Origin of the sequence: Duganella margarita, assembly GCF_009857535.1 — a bacterium.
Classification (GTDB): Bacteria; Pseudomonadota; Gammaproteobacteria; order Burkholderiales; family Burkholderiaceae_D; genus Rugamonas; species Rugamonas margarita.
The window spans coordinates 269753-289485 of record NZ_WWCS01000001.1; the positions used below are offsets into that span (position 1 = coordinate 269753).

A 19733-nucleotide genomic window follows, 5' to 3' on the forward strand; every position below is an offset into this window, starting at 1 on the left:
AGGACTTCCTGTTCCAGAAACAAAAACGCCGATCTGCATGGATCGGCGTTTCGTCAAGTATGTTTTTGGTGGCCCCGGGGCGGAATCGAAGCACCGACACAAGGATTTTCAATCCTCGGGTCGGAGGACCCCTCCTACCACATCACTTTACTAACTTAGCAAGACATAGCTCTTGCTTGCGCAAAAATAAGCGATGGACAGTTTATTTAACCTCGTTGTGTCTCAAACTTTTTTGTCATGTCTCAGAGTCTAATGTCATGTCTCCGACATTATTGGCAACGAACAGCGAAGAAGCGGGGTCTTAAAGAATTACTCCACCGTCACCGATTTCGCCAGGTTACGCGGCTTATCCACATCGGTGCCACGGGCAACGGCAGTGTGATAAGCCAGCAATTGCAGCGACACCACGTGCAGGATCGGTGACAGCAGGCCGTAGTGTTCCGGCAGGCGGATCACGTGGACGCCTTCGCCCGAGGTGATGCGGGAGTCGACGTCGGCGAAGACGTACAGCTGGCCGCCGCGCGCACGCACTTCCTGCATGTTGGACTTGAGCTTTTCGATCAGCGCATCGTTCGGCGCCACCGTCACCACCGGCATTTCTTCCGTCACCAGCGCCAGCGGGCCGTGCTTCAGTTCGCCCGCCGGATAGGCTTCGGCGTGGATGTAGGAAATCTCTTTCAGCTTGAGCGCGCCTTCCAGCGCGATCGGGTAGTGCATGCCGCGGCCGAGGAACAGGGCGTTTTCCTTGCGCGCAAAATCTTCGGCCCAGGCGATGATCTGCGGTTCCAGCGCCAGTACCGAGGCGATCGCCACCGGCAGGTGACGCATCGATTTCAGATGTTCGGCTTCTTCGGCGTCGGTCAGGCGGCGGTTGATTTGCGCCAGCGCCAGCGTCAGCAGGAAGAGCCCGGCCAGCTGCGTGGTGAAGGCTTTGGTCGAGGCCACGCCCACTTCGACGCCGGCGCGGGTGATGTAGGCCAGTTTGCATTCGCGCACCATGGCGCTGGTGGCGACGTTGCAGATGGTCAGCGTGTGTTCCATGCCGAGGCTGCGCGCGTGCTTGAGTGCGGCCAAGGTGTCGGCGGTTTCGCCGCTTTGCGAGATGGTGACCACCAGCGTATTCGGGTGCGGCACGCTGTCACGGTAGCGATATTCCGAGGCGATTTCGACGTTGACCGGGATCTTGGCCACCGATTCGATCCAGTATTTGGCGGTCAGGCCCGAGTAATAGCTGGTGCCGCAGGCCAGGATCAGCACGCGGTCGATTTGCTTGAAGACGTTGTAGGCGCCGTCGCCGAACAGCTCGGGCATGATGCCGGTGACGCCTTCCAGCGTGTCGCCGATGACGCGTGGCTGCTCGAAGATTTCTTTCTGCATGTAGTGGCGGTACGGGCCCAGCTCGGCCGCGCCGGTGTGCGCCTGCACGGTTTTGACGTCGCGCTGCGCCGGCTTGCCGTTGCTGTCGACGATCCACACGCGGCCCAGTTGCAGGTCGACCACGTCGCCTTCTTCGAGGTAAATGATCTGGTCGGTGGTGCCGGCCAGCGCCATGGCGTCCGAGGCGACAAAGTTCTCGCCCTGGCCGACGCCGACGATCAGCGGCGAGCCTTGGCGCGCCGCCACCACGCGGTGCGGTTCTTCGCGGTGGAACACGGCGATCGCATAGGCGCCGGTCAGGCGTTTGACGGCTTGCTGCACGGTGTCGAACAGGTCGCCGTTGTACATGTCGTCGACCAGGTGGGCGATGACTTCGGTGTCGGTCTGGCTCTGGAATACGTAGCCGAGCGCGGTCAGTTCGGCGCGCAGTTCATCGTGGTTTTCAATAATGCCGTTGTGGACCAGGGCGATGCGCGCCAGGTCGGCCGACGGCGAAAAGTGCGGGTGGGCATTGTGCGACGCCGGCGCGCCGTGCGTGGCCCAGCGGGTGTGGGCGATGCCGGTGAAGCCCTTCAGGTGCGCTTCTTCGATTTGCTGTTCGAGGTCGGTCACGCGCGAGGTGCTGCGCGAACGTTGCAGCTGGCCATCCACGTGCAGGGCGACGCCGCAAGAATCGTAACCACGGTATTCCAGGCGCTTGAGGCCTTCCAGCAGGATGGGAGTGATATTGCGTTGCGCTACCGCGCCGACGATGCCGCACATGGGAAACCTCTTCAATTAAGTCAGGAAACCATCGTAGAACAGCGGTGATGAAATAAGCTTTCTAATTAACGCCATATTTGGCATAAAATTTCATCATCCACAGTGAGTGAAATATTCTTTCAATAAACCATGATAGATGAAATAGATCGTCGCATTCTGAATGCGCTGCAAGTTGATGCTTCTCAAACCAACGCCGAATTGGCGGCGGCCGTGCACGTCTCGCCACCGACTTGCTTGCGCAGGGTCAAGCAATTGCGCGAGTCGGGCGTGATCCAGCGTCAGGTGGCGATTGTGGCGCCGGAAAAAGTCGGCCCCAGCCTGACGGCGCTTGTGGAAATCTCGTTAGATATACAGGCGGCGGAGCGCATGGCGGAGTTTGAGGCGCTGGTCGCGGGCGAGGCGGCGGTGCTGCAATGCTACCGCGTGGCGCCGGGACCGGATTTTGTGCTGGTGGTGCAAGTGGCGGATATGCCGGCCTATCACGCGCTGGCACACCGCCTGTTCGCCAGCCACGCCAATGTGCGGAATGTGAAGGCGTATTTCTCCACTTTCCGCAGCAAGTTCGAGACGCGCGTGGCGTTGTGAACAAGGTTATACAGAGTTATCCCAGAACTGGGCACAGCTTATTCAGAGGCTTATACAAGGCTTTTCCTCAGCTTATGCATGCACAATCCACATGGATAGTCACAGGTTTATGCACAACCACTTCAATTGCCCCCTTAACGCTTGAGGCCGGATCGAGGCAAGCGCAAGTTATCCTGTGGTTGTTAGCATGATATTCCATGGCTTTTCCCCAGCTTTATACACAGGCGCTTGGACACCAGCCGAGTTATCCTGTACTTATCCGGGTCTTATCCAGCACTTGCTCAGGGGTTTACACACAGAGTTATGCACATTGATCAGAAATTGCCCGTGATGGCGCAGCACGCAGCGATATGCATGCAGGGTATACCTCGCTTGCGAATAAATGGCGTACTTGCTCACCTGTTTTCCCGCGCTTAATCAGGCCTTACTCACAACGTTATCCACAATAAGAAACGGCGCCCGCAGGCGCCGCTTGGCACAGTTATGTTGGGCCCGCTTATTTTTTGATCTTGACCGGACGCATCCAGTTTTCGATGGTGACCTGGCGCGGACGCGAGACGGTCAGCTTGCCGGCTGGCGCATCCTTGGTCAGCGTGGTGCCGGCGCCAAGCGTCGCGCCTTTGCCGACGGTGACCGGGGCCACCAACTGGCTGTCGCTGCCGATGAAGCAGTCGTCTTCGATGACGGTGCGGAATTTGTTGGCGCCGTCGTAGTTGCAGGTGATGACGCCGGCGCCGATGTTGACGCGCGAGCCGATGGTGGCGTCGCCGATGTAGGCCAGGTGATTGGCCTTGCTGTGCGCGGCCACCTGGCCGTTTTTGATTTCGACGAAGTTACCCACATGTACGTCCTCGGCCAGCACGGTGCCGGGACGCAGGCGCGCATACGGACCGATCAGCGAGGCTTCGCCGACCACCGCTTCCTCGATGTGGCAGAACGGCTTGATCTGCGCGCCGGCCAGGATGCGGGCGTTGACCAGCACACTGTGGGCGGCGATATGCACGCCGTCGCCCAGCTCAACCTTGCCTTCGAATACGCAACCGACGTCGATGGTGACATCGCGGCCGCAGATCAGTTCGCCACGTACATCGATGCGCGCCGGGTCCATCAGCGTCACGCCCTGTTCCAGCAGGCGGTTGGCGATGTTGCGCTGGTGGATGCGTTCCAGCTCGGCCAGCTGCAGCTTGCTGTTGACGCCGGCAACTTCCCACTGCGCCGACGGCTGGGCCGACACCACCGGCACGCCGTCCGCCACGGCCAGCGCGACGATATCGGTCAGGTAATACTCGCCCTGGGCGTTGTCGTTCTTGATCGCACCCAGCCATTTTTTCAGCAGCGGGGTGGGCGCGACCATGATGCCGCTGTTGATCTCTTTGATGGCGCGTTCGGCTTCGTTGGCGTCTTTTTGCTCGACGATGCGCACTATGTGTCCATCCACACGGACGATTCTGCCCAAACCTGTAGGATCAGCTTGTTCAACCGTCAGAATACCAAGCTTGTCGTTACCGGCGGCGGTCACCAGCGCCTGCAACGAGGCGGTGGTGGTCAGCGGCACGTCGCCGTACAGGATCAGGGTCGGGACCTGGTCGTCCAGCTCCGGCAGCGCCTGGATCACGGCGTGGCCGGTGCCCAGTTGTTGCTCCTGCAGCGCGGTGGCAACCGGCTCCGGCTGCTTTGCCAGCAGCGCCTGCACGGCTGCGCCGCCGTGACCGTAGATCACGCATAATCGGCCGGCGGACAGGCTGCGTGCCGTATCCAGCACGTGCTGCAACAGCGGCTTGCCCGCCAGAGGGTGCAAAACTTTCGGCAGCGCGGATTGCATGCGCTTGCCCATGCCGGCGGCGAGGATAACGACGTTCATAGAGGTGCCAAATCGAGAGAGTGTCAAATGCAAAAGTCTAACATGCCCCTGCCAGCCCGCCGGACGCTTTACAGCCTGTTCCTGATCGTGCTCATGGCCGCGCTGGCCGCCTGCAGTTCGCTGCGGCTGGCCTATAACAACGGCGATACACTGCTGTACTGGTGGATCGACGGCTACGTCGACCTGACGTCCGAGCAGAAGAGCGTGGTCAAGGAAGATATCGACAAGCTGTTCCACTGGCATCGCAAGACCCAGCTGAACGACTACGCGCAGATCCTGCAAACCGCGCAGCGCCAGCTGGCAGCCGGCGCCACCCAGGCCGACCTGCAAACCGATTTCGACGACATCAAGACACGCACCGAGGCGCTGCTGCTCAAGGCCACGCCGCAACTGGCCGAGCTGGCGCGCTCGCTGCAACCGGACCAGATCGCCACGCTGGAACGCAAGTTCGCCGCCAACAACGCCGACTTCCGCAAGAAAAACATGCGCGGCGACCGCGAGGCGCAGCAACGCTTCCGCTATAAAAAATCGATGGAGCAATTTGAACTGTGGTTCGGCAACTTCAGCTCCGAGCAGGAAGCGGCGATCCGCCAGGCCTCCGATGCGCGTCCGCTCAACAATGAAATCTGGCTGGACGAACGCACGCGCCGCCAGAACAATATCCTGGCGGCGGTGCGCAAGGTGCAGAGCGAGAAGCTGAGCCAGGAAGCCACCGAGACGCTGATCCGCGGCCTGATCAAGGATGGCTTCCAGCGGCTGGAAACGTCGGAGCGCAAAGCCTTCTTTGACAGCTACGAGGCGGCCAACCTGCAACTGGTGCTGACGGTGATCAAGCTGGCGACGCCTGCCCAGAAGGCCCACGCGCAGCGTCGCATGCAAGGCTGGATTGACGACTTCCGGACCCTGGCGGCCGATCAGCGATAAACGCCGCTGTGGTATCATGGCCTGTTGAATCAATGACTTAGAACAGCGTCACATGCCAAAGAAGCCCTCCAGCAAGCCCGCCAAACCAGCCAAGGTGCCGGTCCACGGTCCGCAACACGCCAACCAGGTGCGCATCATCGCTGGCCAGTGGAAACGCACGCCGCTGCCCGTGCTCAGCGCGCTGGGCCTGCGGCCGACGCCTGACCGCGTGCGCGAAACCGCGTTCAACTGGATCAACCACCAGCGCGACGCCAACTGGGCCAGCGCGCAGGTGCTGGACCTGTTCGCCGGCAGCGGCGCTTTGGGCTTTGAAGCGGCCAGCCGTGGCGCGCAGTCGGTGACCATGATCGACAGCAACGCGCAAGTCACGCGCCAGCTGGAAGAAATCAAGCTGAAGCTGAAGGCCGAGAATGTGCAGATCATGCGCGGCGACGCGCTGTCGGTGGCGCAATCGGCCGCCGCACGCGGCCAGCGTTACGACCTGATTTTCCTCGATCCGCCGTATCAGCAGAGCTTGCTCGAAAAAACCCTGCCGCTGTGCAGCAAACTGTTGAAAGAGGGCGGCCTGGTGTACGCCGAGTCCGGGCTGGCGCTGGAGTTCGCCGAAGGCGAGGCGCCGGCGTGGCTGGCGGACTGGGAAATCATCCGGGCTGACAAAGCCGGCATGGTGTTCTATCATTTATTAAAATACAAATCCTAAGCGGCTGTATTTCCTGCTAAAACCGCCCCAAATTAAGGCAATTTTAAGCAAAAGCCGAATTTCAGGCATAATGCGCGTTCTATATTGGTGCACTGCAAGGAGCCGCAATGGTAGTAGCTGTTTATCCAGGAACTTTCGATCCGCTGACCCGTGGTCACGAAGATCTGGTGCGTCGCGCATCCGGTCTGTTCGACACGCTGGTGGTTGGCGTGGCCGACAGCAAGAACAAGAAGCCGTTCTTCTCGCTGGATGAACGCCTGGAAATTGCCAATGAGGTGCTGGGCCATTATCCGAACGTGCGGGTGGAGAGTTTCTCCGGCCTGCTGAAGGATTTCGTGCGCGACCACGATGCCCGCGTGATCGTGCGCGGCCTGCGCGCCGTGTCCGACTTTGAGTACGAGTTTCAAATGGCGGGCATGAACCGCTACCTGCTGCCGGACGTCGAGACCATGTTCCTGACGCCGTCCGACCAGTATCAATTCATCTCCGGCACCATCGTGCGCGAAATCGCCATGCTGGGCGGAGATGTCTCCAAGTTTGTATTCCCATCGGTGGACCGTTGGCTGAAGAAGAAAATCGCCGCCCACCCCACTGACCAGGCAACGTAAGCGAGTTCTGTCATGGCACTAATGATCACCGACGACTGTATTAATTGCGACGTGTGCGAGCCCGAGTGCCCGAACGACGCCATTTACATGGGCGCGGAAATTTACGAAATCAATCCGGATAAATGCACCGAATGCGTCGGCCACTTCGATGAGCCGCAATGCCAGCAAGTGTGCCCGGTCAGCTGCATCCCGTTCAATCCGGACGTGCGCGAAACCAAGGACCAGCTGTTCGCCAAGTTCGAGCTGCTGCAGATCGCCAAGGCCTGACGAGCCAAACATCGGCAAAAAAGCATGACCGTGCGGCCACTCACGCCGCTGCGTCTCCGTGGTGGTATAGTCCGATCACACCTATCACGGAGACATTCATGAACCGTAGAACCATTCTGCATACCCTGATGGCCGTTGCGATCGCTGCGGCGCTGCCTTCCTTCGCCTTTGCCGCCGTCGATGTGGCAGGCGTCAAATTCGACGATAGCGTCACCGTGGCCGGCCAGCCGCTCAAGCTGAACGGCGCCGGCCTGCGCACCAAGGTCATCTTCAAGGTGTATGCGGCCGGTTTATACCTGACGGACAAGAAATCCACCGTGCCGGAGGTGCTGGCGGTACCCGGCCCGCGCCGGGTGGCCATCACCATGCTGCGCGAAGTCAGCTCGGAAGAGTTCGGCAAGGCCTTCACGGACGGCCTCAACGCCAATACCGGCAAGGACGAGCGCACCAAGCTGCTGCCGCAAATCATGAAGTTTGGTGAAGTGTTCGCGCAGACGCCGGTGCTGAAGAAGGGCGACCAGCTGTCGCTGGACTGGACCCCGAACGAGGGCACCCAGTGCTATTTGAATGGCAAGAAAATCGGGGAATTGATGCCGGACCTGGCGTTCTACAACGCCGTGCTGCGTATCTGGCTGGGTGATAAGCCAGTCGACAGTTCGTTGAAACCGGCGCTGCTCGGCGAAAAGTAATGCTGCGACGCAGTATCAGGCACGCGTCGCCAGCTGGCGGCGCTGCAGGCGCTGTTCGCGCGTCAGCTTCGGCTTGACCACCAGCACGGCGGCGCGCGCGCAACCCAGCAGCAGCGGCTTGAACAGCACCACCAGGCCGCCACTGACGGCGACCAGCAGCGCCAGCTTCATGACAGCAAACAGCGCGGCGAACAGAGAAAAATCTTGTATTGCGGAAATCATGATGGACACAGTTTGGCGGTAGCTTTAGAATCTGATGTAACTATAGTGCGCCGCAACATAGTTATCCAATTTCCTTTCGCGATAACAATTATTCGATTGGTGAATGGACTGTGCTATCGTTATTTCTCCAACATCTACTCCCCTGAGCCGCCATGAGCTTTCTGACGCTGGACCTGAACCTGCTGCGTGTTTTCGACGCCGTGATGACAGAGCAAAATCTGACACGCGCCGCCGGCCATCTGGCCATGACCCAGCCGGCGGTCTCCAACGCCATCAAGCGCCTGCGCGAAAGCCTGGGCGATGAATTGCTGATCCGCACCGCCTACGGCGTCAAGCCGACCCCGCGCGCCGAAGCGCTGTGGCCGTCCGTGCGCGGTGCGCTGGCCAGCCTGGAAGCGGCAGTGGCGCCGGAAACCTTTGACGTCTCGGCCGCCCACGCCACCTTCCGCATGGCGATGGCCGATGCGACCGCCGCCATGTGGCTGCCGTCGTTGATGCGCTCGATCGAGAGCGAAGCGCCCGGCATCAATGTGCGCATGGTGCCGCTGACCACGCGCGAGCCGCGGCCGATGCTGCTGCGCGGCGATATCGACCTGGCGGTCGGCTTCTTCCCCGGCGTGGCGGCGCAGCTGTCGTACGAAACCGGTTCGCCGATCCGTCACGAGCGTCTGTATTCGGGCAAATATGTGTGCGTGATGCGGCGCGACCATCCGCTGGCCAAGGTCGAACTGAACCTGGACAACTATTGCGCCGCCAATCACTTGCTGGTGAGTTTCTCCGGCCGCGCGCACGGCCTGGTCGATGAAGCCCTGGCGCAGATTCAGCGCGAACGCCGCATTCTGCTGACGGTGAACCAGTTCTTTACCGCCGGCCGCGTGGTGGCCAACTCCGATTTGATCACCGTGCTGCCGCGCCACCTGATCGCCGCCACCGGCATGACCGATGCGCTGGCGCACAAGGAGTTGCCGTTCCAGCTGCCGGCGGTCCACCTGGACATGCTGTGGCACGAACGCGATGCGCGCAGCCCGGCGCACAAATGGCTGCGCACCCATCTGGAAAAGATGAATACCCAGACCCAGCGCACGGTCAACACCCTGCCGACGCCGACCCAGGCGCCGGCTTCCAGCCGCTAACCCCACCATCGTCATTCCGGCGCAAGCCGGAATCCATAGAACCCCGGCTAAGCCAACTCAGCATGGATTCCGGCATTCGCCGGAATGACGCCACGTTCAGTGGCTGCTCAGTGGCTTGACCTGTAGCCGATGCGGAAACCGCCCCAGTGCTTGCCATCCACATAGATCGGCGCCGACAGGTCGTGCATGACCTCGCCGGTATCGCGTTTGTACGTCTGTAGCAGGAACGGCTTGGTATTCGAGCCGCAGCGCTTGCCCGTGCGGTCGCTGAAGATGCGCTTGGTGCGGTTATTGACGATGTCGATATCGTAGTTGCCGGTGAGCGGCTGCGAAAACTTCTTGTTATGCGTGGGGAAATAGCCGTTGTTATCCACAGTGCCGGCGTAGGCCAGCTGCGGCATGGCTTGCAGCAAGCCTTCCTGTAGCGGCGGCAGCACGCGGTCGGTGAAATCGTCGAACCTGGTCTTGTGCTTGGGCGGATCGGTATTCGGGATCGGCGTGTAGTGGCGGTCCCACAGCGCTTCGCGCGTGATCTGGCCGCTGGCGATGGCGCGCTCGAAGAGGCGGCCCACTTCCAGCGCCGCCCGCTGCGCCGCCTCGCGGATCGCATCGTGCGAGGTTTCAATCGACGACTCGCCCAGCGCGCCGGTAATGATTTCGGCCCGTTCCGCCAGCGCCATGGCCGAGCTGGCCGCGCGCGGCAATTCCTTCTCGGTGGACAACAGGCTGTCGCGGATGCTGGCGATCGCGTGAGCGATTTCCTCGGTGGTGACCACGTGCTCGCGCGACGCCCGCGCGATCTGGCCGATCTCATCCTCCGACACGCCCGACGACTGCTCGATATTGCCCAGCAGCCCGTGCACGGTTTCCACATTACCGGCCGCCTCGCTGACCTTGACGGCCAGCGAATTCATGCCGGTGGCGGCTTTTTCTGCCTGCTGGTTGATCTCGCGCACCATGGCGCTGATTTCATCGGTGGCTTCCTTGGTGCGCAGCGCCAGCTGGCGCACTTCGCTGGCGACCACGGCAAAACCGCGTCCCTGTTCGCCGGCGCGCGCGGCCTCGATGGCGGCATTCAGCGCCAGCAGGTTGGTGCGGGCGGAGATTTCGCTGATGGCCTCGGTAAAGCCGTAGATCTTGCGGGAATTGGATTGCAGCGCCGTCATCACGGCGGCGGCGGTTTGCGCGTCTTCGCGGGCAGTGCGGATCCGTTGCAGGCCATGGTCGGCCTCGGCGCGTCCGGCCACGGTCTCGCCGCGCACCTGGGCGGCGATCTTGGCGGCGCGCTCGGCATTGGCGGCGATGCGCTCGGTGGTGTCGGCGTTCAGGCTGGAGCTTTGAACGATGCCGCCTGCGGTGCGGACGTCCAGCTCGATCTTCTTCTTGACCGAGTCGACGAAATACGAGGTTTCCGCCGCGCCGATCATGATGGCGTCGATTTCCTCGCCGACGGTGTGGGCAAAATGCCGCACGCCGCCCTCGTCGCTATTCTGGCGTGAAGCCCACCACGCCACGGCGGCCCCGCCCAGCGCGGCGGGAATGGCCGCGGCGATGGGGCCGGCGCCCGCCAGGTTGAACAAATAAGCGAGGCAGGTACCGCCTGCCGTCGCCCCCAAAATCCACAATCCACGCTGCACCAACTTCTGCTGCAAAAGCTTCATCTGTCCCCCGTTGTTCAACAGGCGCCTTGGTCGGCTCCAAATTTTATTTCTTTGATGCTATTTTATGGGTAACTTGGTGGTATTCTTGACTTCTTCCATCACGGCGTAGGTGTGGGTTTCACGAACGCCTTTCTGGAGCAGGGTTTTACCCAGGAATTCGCGGTAGGCAGCCATGTCCTTGACGCGGGCTTTGACCAGGTAGTCGAAGCCGCCGGCAACCATGTGGCATTCCAGCACTTCCGGGATGACCTGCACGCTGTGTTTGAAGGCGTCGAAGACTTCGGGTGTGGTGCGGTCCAGCACGACCTCGATAAAGACCAGCAGGGAGACATCCAGCAGTTGCGGGTTCAACTGGGCGGTGTAACCCATGATATACCCGGACTCGTGCAGCTTGCGCACACGTTCCAGGCAAGCGGCGGGTGACAGATTCACCCGCGCCGCCAGCTCCACGTTGGAGATGCGACCGTCGCTCTGCAATTCCATCAAGATTTTTTTGCTGATCTTGTCTAACATTTCCGGGAACTCCCAAATAAATATTATTTGGTTAAATTGTCTCACTAAAAACAATCTATTGCTAGTCCCCCGCATTACCAGAATTAATCCAGAAGAATTACAACTACAATCGAATCATAAGCAGTTCACATTAAACCACGCTCGCCGGCTTTGCTGACGGGCGTGTTTTTGTACGTGGACCGGCTCCCGATTCTTCTTCTGAGAGTACCCCCATGCAAGCAGCAGTTTCCACCGGTTTTACCCCGTTTGCCGCCCTTCAGGCCGAAATCCTGCGCGACCCGATTCCCCTGCGCGCCGCAGTGACGGCCGCCTATAGAAAAGACGAAATCAGCGCGGTTCAATGGCTGATCAGCCAGCTCGGCAATCACGATGAAGTCAGCATTCAGCAGGCGCAGCAACTGGCCCATAAACTGGTTAGTTCGGTGCGCGCGGAACGCACCCGCGCGTCGGGTGTCGACGCCCTGATGCACGAGTTTTCGCTGTCGTCGGACGAGGGTGTAGCGCTGATGTGTCTGGCTGAAGCACTGTTGCGTATTCCCGACAATGCCACCGCCGATCGCCTGATTGCCGACAAAATCAGCAAGGGCGACTGGCGCAAGCACCTGGGCGAGTCGCCGTCGCTGTTCGTCAACGCCGCCACCTGGGGTCTGCTGATCACCGGCAAGCTGGTCTCGACCAATAGCGAAACCGGCCTGGGCTCGGCGCTGACCAAGCTGATTTCAAAGGGCGGCGAACCGCTGATCCGCAAAGGCGTGGACTTGGCGATGCGCATGCTGGGCAACCAGTTCGTGACCGGCCAGACCATCGACGAGGCGATCAAGAACGGCCAGGCCAACGAGGCGCGCGGCTACCGCTATTCCTACGACATGCTGGGCGAGGCCGCGCTGACCGAAGCCGACGCCAGGAATTACTACGCCTCCTACGAAACCGCGATCCACGCGATCGGCAAGGCCTCGAACGGCCGCGGCATCCGCAACGGTCCCGGCATTTCGGTGAAACTGTCGGCGCTGCACCCGCGCTACAGCCGCGCCCAGCACCAGCGCGTGATGGAAGAACTGCTGCCGCGCGTGCGCGCGCTGGTGCTGCTGGCCAAGCAATACAACATCGGCCTGAACATCGATGCGGAAGAGGCCGATCGCCTGGAACTGTCGCTGGACCTGATGGAAGCGCTGGCGCACGATCCGGACCTGGCCGGTTTCGAAGGCATCGGCTTCGTGGTGCAGGCCTACCAGAAGCGCTGCCCGTTCGTCATCGACTACCTGATCGACCTGGCCAGGCGCAGCGGCCGCAAATTCATGGTGCGCCTGGTCAAGGGCGCTTACTGGGATGCCGAAATCAAGCGGGCCCAGGTGGACGGCATGAGCGGCTATCCGGTCTACACCCGCAAGGTCTACACCGACGTCTCCTACCTGGTGTGCGCGCAGAAACTGCTCGGTGCACAAGGCCTGATCTATCCACAATTTGCCACCCACAACGCGCAAACCTTGTCGACCATCTACACCTGGGCCAAGCGCGACGGTGTGAATGACTACGAATTCCAGTGCCTGCACGGCATGGGCGAGTCGCTGTACGACCAGGTGGTGGGCAAGGACAACCTGGACAAGGCGTGCCGCATCTACGCGCCGGTCGGCACCCACGAAACGCTGCTGGCATACCTGGTGCGCCGCCTGCTGGAAAACGGCGCCAACTCGTCGTTCGTCAACCAGATCGTCGACGAAGCGATTCCGATCGAGTCGCTGCTGCGCGATCCGGTCGCCGCCGCGCGCGAACAGGGCGGCCTGCCGCATCCGGGCATCGCCCTGCCGCTGGACATGTTTGGCGACCGCAAGAACTCGGCAGGTTTCGACCTGGCCAATGAAAACGTGCTGCGCGATATCTCGGCCGCGCTGGCCGAACCACGCAACTGGCACGCCGCGCCGTTGCTGGCGGGCGGCGTCAGCGCCGGCCAGCCGGTGCAAAACATCACCAATCCCGCGCAACGTAGCGACATCGTCGGCCAACTGGTGGAAGCCAGCGCCACCGACGTGGAAGTCGCGCTGACCAGCGCCAGCAACTTCGCCATGGACTGGCAAACCACCGAACCGGCCGCGCGCGCCGCCGCGCTGCTGAACGCCGCCGACCTGTTCGAAGCCAATGCCGTCGAACTGATGACGCTGGCCATCCGCGAAGCCGGCAAGTCGCTGCCGAACGCGATTGCCGAAATCCGCGAAGCGGTCGACTTCCTGCGCTACTACGCCGGCGAAGTCAGCGGCGCGACCAACACCCTGGCGCTGGGCCCGGTCACCTGCATCAGTCCGTGGAACTTCCCGCTGGCGATCTTCACCGGCCAGGTGGCCGCCTCGCTGGCGGCCGGCAACGTGGTGCTGGCCAAGCCGGCCGAGCAAACGCCGCTGATCGCGCACCGCGCGGTCGAGCTGCTGCACGAAGCGGGCATTCCGCGCGCCGCGCTGCAATTCCTGCCAGGCCGCGGCGAAGTGGTCGGCGCCGCACTGACTGCCGACAGCCGCGTCAAAGGCGTGATCTTCACCGGCTCGACCGAAGTTGCGCAGCTGATCAACCGTACGCTGGCCAAGCGCGCCACGGCGGAAAACGCCGACATTCCGCTGATCGCTGAAACCGGCGGCCAGAACGCCATGATCGTCGACTCGTCGGCGCTGCCGGAGCAGGTGGTGCAGGATGCGATCTCGTCGGCCTTCGACAGCGCCGGTCAGCGTTGCTCGGCGCTGCGGGTGCTGTTCCTGCAGGAAGATATTGCCGACAAGACCATCAAAATGCTCAAAGGCGCGATGCAGGAGCTGAAAGTCGGCTCGCCGGACCGCCTGGTGACCGACATCGGCCCGGTGATCGATGCCGAAGCGCAGCACAACCTGCTGGCCCACATCAACAAGCTGAAGGCGACGGCGGTCGATTACTACTCGCTGGACTTGCCGTCGGAAGTGACCACGGCCGGCACCTTTGTCCCGCCAACCGTGCTGGAAATCCGCTCGCTGGCCGAGCTGACGCAGGAAGTGTTCGGCCCGGTTATGCACGTGATCCGCTACAAACGGTCGGACTTGCCGAAAGTGGTGGAGCAAATCAATGCCAGCGGCTTCGGCCTGACCTTGGGCGTGCATTCGCGCATTGATGAAACCATCGATTACATCACCAGCCGCGCGCATGTCGGCAATATCTACGTCAACCGCAACATCGTCGGCGCCGTGGTGGGCGTGCAGCCGTTCGGCGGCGAAGGCAAATCCGGCACCGGTCCGAAAGCCGGCGGTCCGCTGTACCTGAAACGCCTGCAACGCGGCGCCAGCACGACGCCGGTGCATGCCCGGGTCGGCACGCCGGCGCTGGATGCGTTGGCAGGCTGGGCCAAGCAACACGGCTACGAGCGCGCCGCCAGCCTGGCTGAGCAATACAGCCGCTCGACCATGCTGGGCAGCCAGACCACGCTGCCAGGCCCTACCGGCGAGCGCAACACGCTGGCGCTGGTGTCCCGCGGCTCGGTGGCCTGCATGGCCGGCACGCTGGAAGGCTTGCTGAACCAGCTGGCGGCAGTGCTGGCAACCGGCAACACTGCGGTTGTGTCGGGCGCTACCGCACATCTGGTGCCGGCCGACTTGCCGGTAGCCGTCAAAGACCGCATCCAGACCGTTGCCGACCTGGAAAACTGCGATTTCCAGATCGCGCTGGTGGAATCGATGATGGCCAAGAGCCAGCACAACGCTTTGGCGGCCCGTAGCGGGGCGCTGGTGGGCCTGATCAGCACGAACGAGGAGAGCAGCATCCCTCTGTGGCGTTTGCTCGCTGAGCGCGCTCTGTGCGTGAATACGACGGCAGCCGGCGGCAATGCCAGCCTGATGACGCTCGAAACTGCGTAATTTCGATCAGAAACAACTCAAAGCCGGGTTCGCCCGGCTTTTTTTACGCCTTGCAGAAGTTCTGGATCACATCAAACGCGTATCGCGAGGCGACGGTTTTGATGAAATGCATGAAATCCACCGCAGCGTCATCGTTGGCGTTGTCTGAGATCGTTCTGATCAAGGCAAACGGTATTCCCAGCTCAAAACACACCTGAGCAACCGCTGCGCCTTCCATTTCCACTGCCAATAAATCAGGCAACGCTGCTTTCAGCGTCTGGATTTGCCCCAATTTGCCTATAAACTGATCACCACTGGCGATCAATCCGCGATGTACACGCGTGATTGTCGATGCAGCGTCGGCCAATCTGTCCGTCAAAGCGACGTCGGTGGCGAAGCTGGACAAGCCGGTCAGCGGAATTTCAAATTTTGGAAACAGCGGGCTGGCATCAAAGTCGTGCTGAATCAAACTATCGGCCACCACGATATCGCCGACTTTCACGTTTTTATCCCCGCTGCCAGCGACGCCGGTGAAGACGATGTGCGTAACTCCGAACTTCTCCACAAGGATTGCAGCTGTCATTGCCGCTGCAACCTTGCCTATACGCGATAAAACGCACACAGCGTCGATTTCCCAGAGTTTCCCGGCCGTGTACTCCCTCATGCCGTGAACGTGCCTGGCGGGGCTCTGAAGGGCCTCTATCAGCCCCTGCTGTTCCTCAGCCAACGCACTGATGATGCCTAAACGCATGCTTTTCCTTCAGATTTTGAGTTATCGCTGTGGAGATCCTAGGCTTTTTCCACAACGCGTAGCGAAAAAAAGTGAATTTTAAGGCGTTTCTTACGGTCTGTAGGGCTTTCAAACATCAAACAGGCGCGCTATTCCGCCTGCGGCTTTTCCGACGTTACGCTTTTATTTGTTTACAAAAGGTTTATATAAACATAGTGGTAGTAGTAAACGTGAACATATCTGTGGATAAGTCATGTATACGTTTACAAATCATCTGTTTACAGCGTAAACAACCTGCTGCATAAGCGCTGTATCAGCTCAGGAACAGTTTTTGGATAAAATAGTGGCCTGTGGTTAAAACAGGTGCTTAGCCACATCTCGTCCTGTGGATATCCAATCACTTATGCACAGTCTCGGCGGTTTTTTAGCCGGAATTGGCATAATTGCAGCGATTTTGGCCTTTTGCTCGGCGCCATACATCGCTTTGTCGGCGCTTTTCAACAAACGTCGGCATCCAGGATTCCCTGCGCAATGCGCTCGATGTCGGCCGGTTTGCGCAATTCACTGAGAATCACGGTGAACTCATCCCCATACAGCATGTTCCGGTAACGCAATTCGCGTTCTTCCGGGCGCCTCAAGGTGCGCACTGAAAATGGTCGGCACTGATCATCAGCAACGGCAAGAGCAAAAACAGGGTTTTTCGCTGATTTTTCCGATGGCAGGTCCTCCAACAGGACAGTGATCAGGCGTCGTCGAAATTGCAGATACCAGGCGACCCGGAGTTTGTGTGTGGGGAGGTGAGCAAAACAACTCCGATTGAAGCTGTTTGTTTGGCAAGACCAGTACATCGAAGGTTTTATGGTTTACTCTAAAGATGTAATATAAAAATAGTGATAGTTGTTAACACCGACACTTTTCTGTGGATAACTGCTCATTTTGGATTAAAATCAGCCGTTTACGAGCTTTATAAACAGTCGCGTAAACCTTGTATGACCGAAGAACTGTTTTGGGATAAAAAAAGTCGTCCAGAACATTCGTTTGTTTACTCACATTTGGCACCTGTGGATATCCATATGCTTATCCACAGCCGTAAACAGGGGAATTGATGTCATTAACATCTGTTTTTCCGCATCCCATCGTCCAGGGACCGACCGCTGGTGGTTTCAACACGCCCGCGCAGATTGCTGCGGTCTCCAACGCCGGCGCACTGGGTTCGCTGGCCTGTTCCTTGTTGTCGCCAGACGCGATTCGCGACCAAACTGCGCAGATCCGCGCACTCACCGACCGCCCTTTTTGCCTGAATTTTTTCGTCCAGGAGACGCCAAATCCGTCTGCGCAAGAGGTGGAACGGGCCAAAGAATGGCTGAAACCCGCCTGGTCTTCTCTGGGTTGGACGGAGTTGCCGACGCCAGCCAAATGGTGCGAGGATTTCGCGCCGCAATTTGAAACGCTGATCGGCTTGCGGCCGGCGGTGGCCAGTTTTACCTTCGGCATCCTGAGCGTGGAGCAAATCCAGCGCTTGCACGAGGCCGGCATCTTCGTGATCGGTACCGTGACCCACGTCGATGAAGCGCTGGCCTGGGAAAGCCGGGGCGCCGATGCGGTGATTGCTTCCGGCGTGGAGGCGGGTGGACATCGCGGCACCTTCATCGGCGCGCAGGAAAATGCCACGCTGGGAACGTTTGAATTGCTGCCCGCCGTGGTGGCGGCCGTGAATATTCCGGTGATTGCCGCCGGCGGCATCATGGACGGCGCCGATATCCGCCGCGCGCTGGCGGCTGGCGCGCAAGCGGTGCAGATGGGAACGGCGTTCCTGGTCTGTGACGAATCTGCGATCGGCGCGGCCTACAAGCAGCGCTTGCTGACGGCCGGCGACCACCCCACCAGATTGACGCGGACTTTTTCCGGCCGCTATGCACGCGGACTGGAAAACCGCTTCATGCAGCAAATGACTGCCAACGAACGGTTACTACCGCTATATCCTATTCAAAATGCATTAACGTCACCAATAAGAGCCGAAGCGGCCAAGCGTGGCGAGACCGAACTGATGTCGCTCTGGTGCGGCACCGGCGTCTCCCGCGCGCGGGCCATGCCGGCGGCGAAACTGGTGGCGACTTTGCTGGCGGAGATCAGCGCGCAATAAACAAGGAGACCGTTTTTGGAATCAGCAGGCAGCTACGATTACATCATCATCGGCGCTGGTTCGGCTGGCTGCGTTCTGGCCAACCGGCTCAGCGCCGACAAAGACACCGAAGTCCTGCTGATCGAAGCGGGCGGCCGTGACGATTATGTGTGGATCCACATTCCGGTCGGCTATTTGCACTGCATCGACAATCCCCGCACCGACTGGAAATTCCGTACCGAAGCCGATCCCGGCCTGGGCGGGCGCAGCCTGCTGTACCCGCGCGGCAAAGTGCTCGGCGGCAGTTCCTCGATCAACGGCATGATCTACATGCGCGGCCAGGCGAACGACTATGACCGCTGGGCAGATCTCACCGGCGATGACAGCTGGCGCTGGCAGTCTGTGCTGCCGCTGTTCAAGAAGAGCGAGGATTACCACGGTGGCGCGTCGGACTTCCATGGCAAGGGCGGTTTGTGGCGAGTGGAAAAACAGCGTCTGTCCTGGCAGATACTGGATGCGTTCCGTGACGCCGCAGAGCAGACCGGTATCCAGAAAGTTGATGATTTCAACCGCGGCGACAACGCCGGCTGCGGCTATTTCGACGTCAATCAAAAACGTGGCATCCGCTGGAACACGGCCAAGGCCTTCTTGAGGCCGGCGGCGCGGCGTCCCAATCTGACCATCATGACCGGGTGTCACGTGGAACGTTTGCAGATCGAAAACGGCGCATGCACCGGCGTGGTTTTCACCGGCGGGGGTACGCAGTTCACTGCAGGCGCGCGCAAGGAAACCCTGCTGGCAGCAGGCGCCGTTGGCAGTCCGCAAATTTTGCAATGCTCCGGCATCGGTCCGGCGGCGCGCTTACATGAGCTCGGCATCACGCCGGTGGTCGACCTGCCAGGCGTCGGTGAAAACCTGCAGGACCATCTGCAACTGCGCATGATTTACAAGCTGGGCGGCAGCGCGCGCACCTTGAATACCATGGCCTCCAACTGGTTCGGCAAGATGCGCATCGGTCTCGAATATGCGATGTTCCAGAGCGGGCCGATGTCGATGGCACCGTCGCAGCTGGGGGCGTTTGCGCGCTCCAGCGCCAGCGAAGCGACGCCGAATTTGCAATATCACGTGCAGCCGCTGTCGCTGGAAAAGTTCGGCGACCCGTTGCACACTTTCCCCGCTTTCACGGCCAGCGTCTGCAATCTGCGGCCAACGTCGCGCGGCCATGTGCGCATCGCCAGCGCCGATCCGTATGCGCCCCCAAAGATTTCGCCGCTGTATCTGAGCACGCCGGAAGACCGCAAGGTGGCGGCGGAGGCGCTTACGCTGACCCGCAAAATCGTCGCCGCGCCGGCGCTGAAACAGTACGCGCCGGAAGAGTACAAGCCCGGTATCCATTACCGCACCGAGGAGGAACTGGCAGAAGCCGCTAGTCTCATCGGCACCACAATTTTCCATCCGGTCGGCAGCTGCAAGATGGGCCGCGCCGACGATCCGACAGCGGTGGTCGACAGTCAATTGCGGGTAAAAGGCGTGAGCGGATTGCGGGTGGTGGATGCATCCGTCATGCCTTTCATCACTTCCGGAAACACCAATTCCCCAACGATCATGATTGCGGAAAAAGCTGCCCAGCTAATCCGCGCCGCCTGAATCTAGATCAAAAATTCATCGTATTTATACTGTATTGTTAGCTAATTTGTTACTGTGTATGATCTAGAAAAAATTGGTACTTTGAAAAGA

At 60.3% G+C, this 19733-nt stretch carries 17 protein-coding genes; 10 read left to right on the forward strand and 7 right to left on the reverse strand.

Features of this window, described 5'->3' with window-relative positions; translation table 11 throughout:
• Positions 1-309 precede the first annotated feature (309 nt).
• A complete protein-coding gene (gene glmS / locus GTP55_RS01310) occupies positions 310-2139 on the reverse strand; it encodes a glutamine--fructose-6-phosphate transaminase (isomerizing) (RefSeq protein WP_161043191.1) in 1830 nt (609 codons plus the stop codon).
• 129 nt (positions 2140-2268) lie between these two features.
• Here glmS and GTP55_RS01315 point away from each other — a divergent pair, with 129 nt between their 5' ends.
• Positions 2269-2724: an Lrp/AsnC family transcriptional regulator gene (locus tag GTP55_RS01315; protein ID WP_161043192.1), complete on the forward strand. Its 456-nt coding sequence runs from the start codon at positions 2269-2271 to the stop codon at positions 2722-2724.
• 496 nt (positions 2725-3220) lie between these two features.
• Here GTP55_RS01315 and glmU read toward each other — a convergent pair whose 3' ends face one another.
• Positions 3221-4585 carry a bifunctional UDP-N-acetylglucosamine diphosphorylase/glucosamine-1-phosphate N-acetyltransferase GlmU gene (gene glmU, locus GTP55_RS01320; protein WP_161043193.1) on the reverse strand — a complete coding sequence of 455 codons (1365 nt, stop codon included), beginning with the start codon at positions 4583-4585 and terminating at the stop codon, positions 3221-3223.
• 42 nt (positions 4586-4627) lie between these two features.
• Between glmU and GTP55_RS01325 the strand changes: the two genes are divergently transcribed.
• The 5 genes from GTP55_RS01325 to GTP55_RS01345 all read left to right on the forward strand — a co-directional run bounded on the left by GTP55_RS01325 (position 4628) and on the right by GTP55_RS01345 (position 7773).
• Positions 4628-5509 carry a DUF6279 family lipoprotein gene (locus GTP55_RS01325; RefSeq protein ID WP_161043194.1) on the forward strand — a complete coding sequence of 294 codons (882 nt, stop codon included), beginning with the start codon at positions 4628-4630 and terminating at the stop codon, positions 5507-5509.
• A 52-nt stretch (positions 5510-5561) separates the two neighbouring features.
• A complete protein-coding gene (gene rsmD, locus GTP55_RS01330) occupies positions 5562-6209 on the forward strand; it encodes a 16S rRNA (guanine(966)-N(2))-methyltransferase RsmD (protein WP_161043195.1) in 648 nt (215 codons plus the stop codon).
• Between the two features lie 107 nt (positions 6210-6316).
• Positions 6317-6817 carry a pantetheine-phosphate adenylyltransferase gene (gene coaD, locus GTP55_RS01335; protein WP_161043196.1) on the forward strand — a complete coding sequence of 167 codons (501 nt, stop codon included), beginning with the start codon at positions 6317-6319 and terminating at the stop codon, positions 6815-6817.
• A gap of 12 nt (positions 6818-6829) precedes the next feature.
• A complete protein-coding gene (locus GTP55_RS01340; RefSeq protein WP_110846032.1) occupies positions 6830-7084 on the forward strand; it encodes a YfhL family 4Fe-4S dicluster ferredoxin in 255 nt (84 codons plus the stop codon).
• A 98-nt stretch (positions 7085-7182) separates the two neighbouring features.
• A complete protein-coding gene (locus GTP55_RS01345) occupies positions 7183-7773 on the forward strand; it encodes a chalcone isomerase family protein (protein WP_161043197.1) in 591 nt (196 codons plus the stop codon).
• 15 nt (positions 7774-7788) lie between these two features.
• Here GTP55_RS01345 and GTP55_RS29500 read toward each other — a convergent pair whose 3' ends face one another.
• Positions 7789-7995, reverse strand: a complete 207-nt coding sequence (locus tag GTP55_RS29500; protein ID WP_202423441.1) for a hypothetical protein — start codon at positions 7993-7995, stop codon at positions 7789-7791.
• Between the two features lie 152 nt (positions 7996-8147).
• Here GTP55_RS29500 and GTP55_RS01350 point away from each other — a divergent pair, with 152 nt between their 5' ends.
• A complete protein-coding gene (locus GTP55_RS01350) occupies positions 8148-9128 on the forward strand; it encodes a LysR family transcriptional regulator (protein WP_161043198.1) in 981 nt (326 codons plus the stop codon).
• A gap of 107 nt (positions 9129-9235) precedes the next feature.
• Here the strand turns inward: GTP55_RS01350 and GTP55_RS01355 are convergent, their stop codons facing one another.
• Both GTP55_RS01355 and GTP55_RS01360 read right to left on the reverse strand, forming a co-directional pair.
• Complete coding sequence (locus GTP55_RS01355) at positions 9236-10789, reverse strand: methyl-accepting chemotaxis protein (RefSeq protein ID WP_161043199.1); 1554 nt, start codon at positions 10787-10789, stop codon at positions 9236-9238.
• A 57-nt stretch (positions 10790-10846) separates the two neighbouring features.
• Positions 10847-11302, reverse strand: a complete 456-nt coding sequence (locus GTP55_RS01360; RefSeq protein WP_008443393.1) for an Lrp/AsnC ligand binding domain-containing protein — start codon at positions 11300-11302, stop codon at positions 10847-10849.
• Positions 11303-11514: 212 nt separating this feature from the next.
• Between GTP55_RS01360 and putA the strand changes: the two genes are divergently transcribed.
• On the forward strand, positions 11515-15165 hold the full coding sequence (gene putA, locus GTP55_RS01365) for a trifunctional transcriptional regulator/proline dehydrogenase/L-glutamate gamma-semialdehyde dehydrogenase (RefSeq protein WP_161043200.1): 3651 nt from the start codon (positions 11515-11517) through the stop codon (positions 15163-15165).
• Positions 15166-15208: 43 nt separating this feature from the next.
• On the opposite strand, the gene GTP55_RS01370 is transcribed toward putA, so the two are convergent.
• Positions 15209-15895: a 5'-methylthioadenosine/adenosylhomocysteine nucleosidase gene (locus GTP55_RS01370; RefSeq protein ID WP_161043201.1), complete on the reverse strand. Its 687-nt coding sequence runs from the start codon at positions 15893-15895 to the stop codon at positions 15209-15211.
• A gap of 476 nt (positions 15896-16371) precedes the next feature.
• Positions 16372-16605 (reverse strand): hypothetical protein, encoded by a 234-nt coding sequence (locus tag GTP55_RS01375; protein ID WP_161043202.1) that lies wholly within the window; start codon positions 16603-16605, stop codon positions 16372-16374.
• A gap of 374 nt (positions 16606-16979) precedes the next feature.
• Here GTP55_RS01375 and GTP55_RS01380 point away from each other — a divergent pair, with 374 nt between their 5' ends.
• A complete protein-coding gene (locus GTP55_RS01380; RefSeq protein WP_161043203.1) occupies positions 16980-18017 on the forward strand; it encodes an NAD(P)H-dependent flavin oxidoreductase in 1038 nt (345 codons plus the stop codon).
• 15 nt (positions 18018-18032) lie between these two features.
• On the forward strand, positions 18033-19643 hold the full coding sequence (locus tag GTP55_RS01385; RefSeq protein ID WP_161043204.1) for a GMC family oxidoreductase: 1611 nt from the start codon (positions 18033-18035) through the stop codon (positions 19641-19643).
• The last annotated feature ends 90 nt before the right edge of the window (positions 19644-19733 follow it).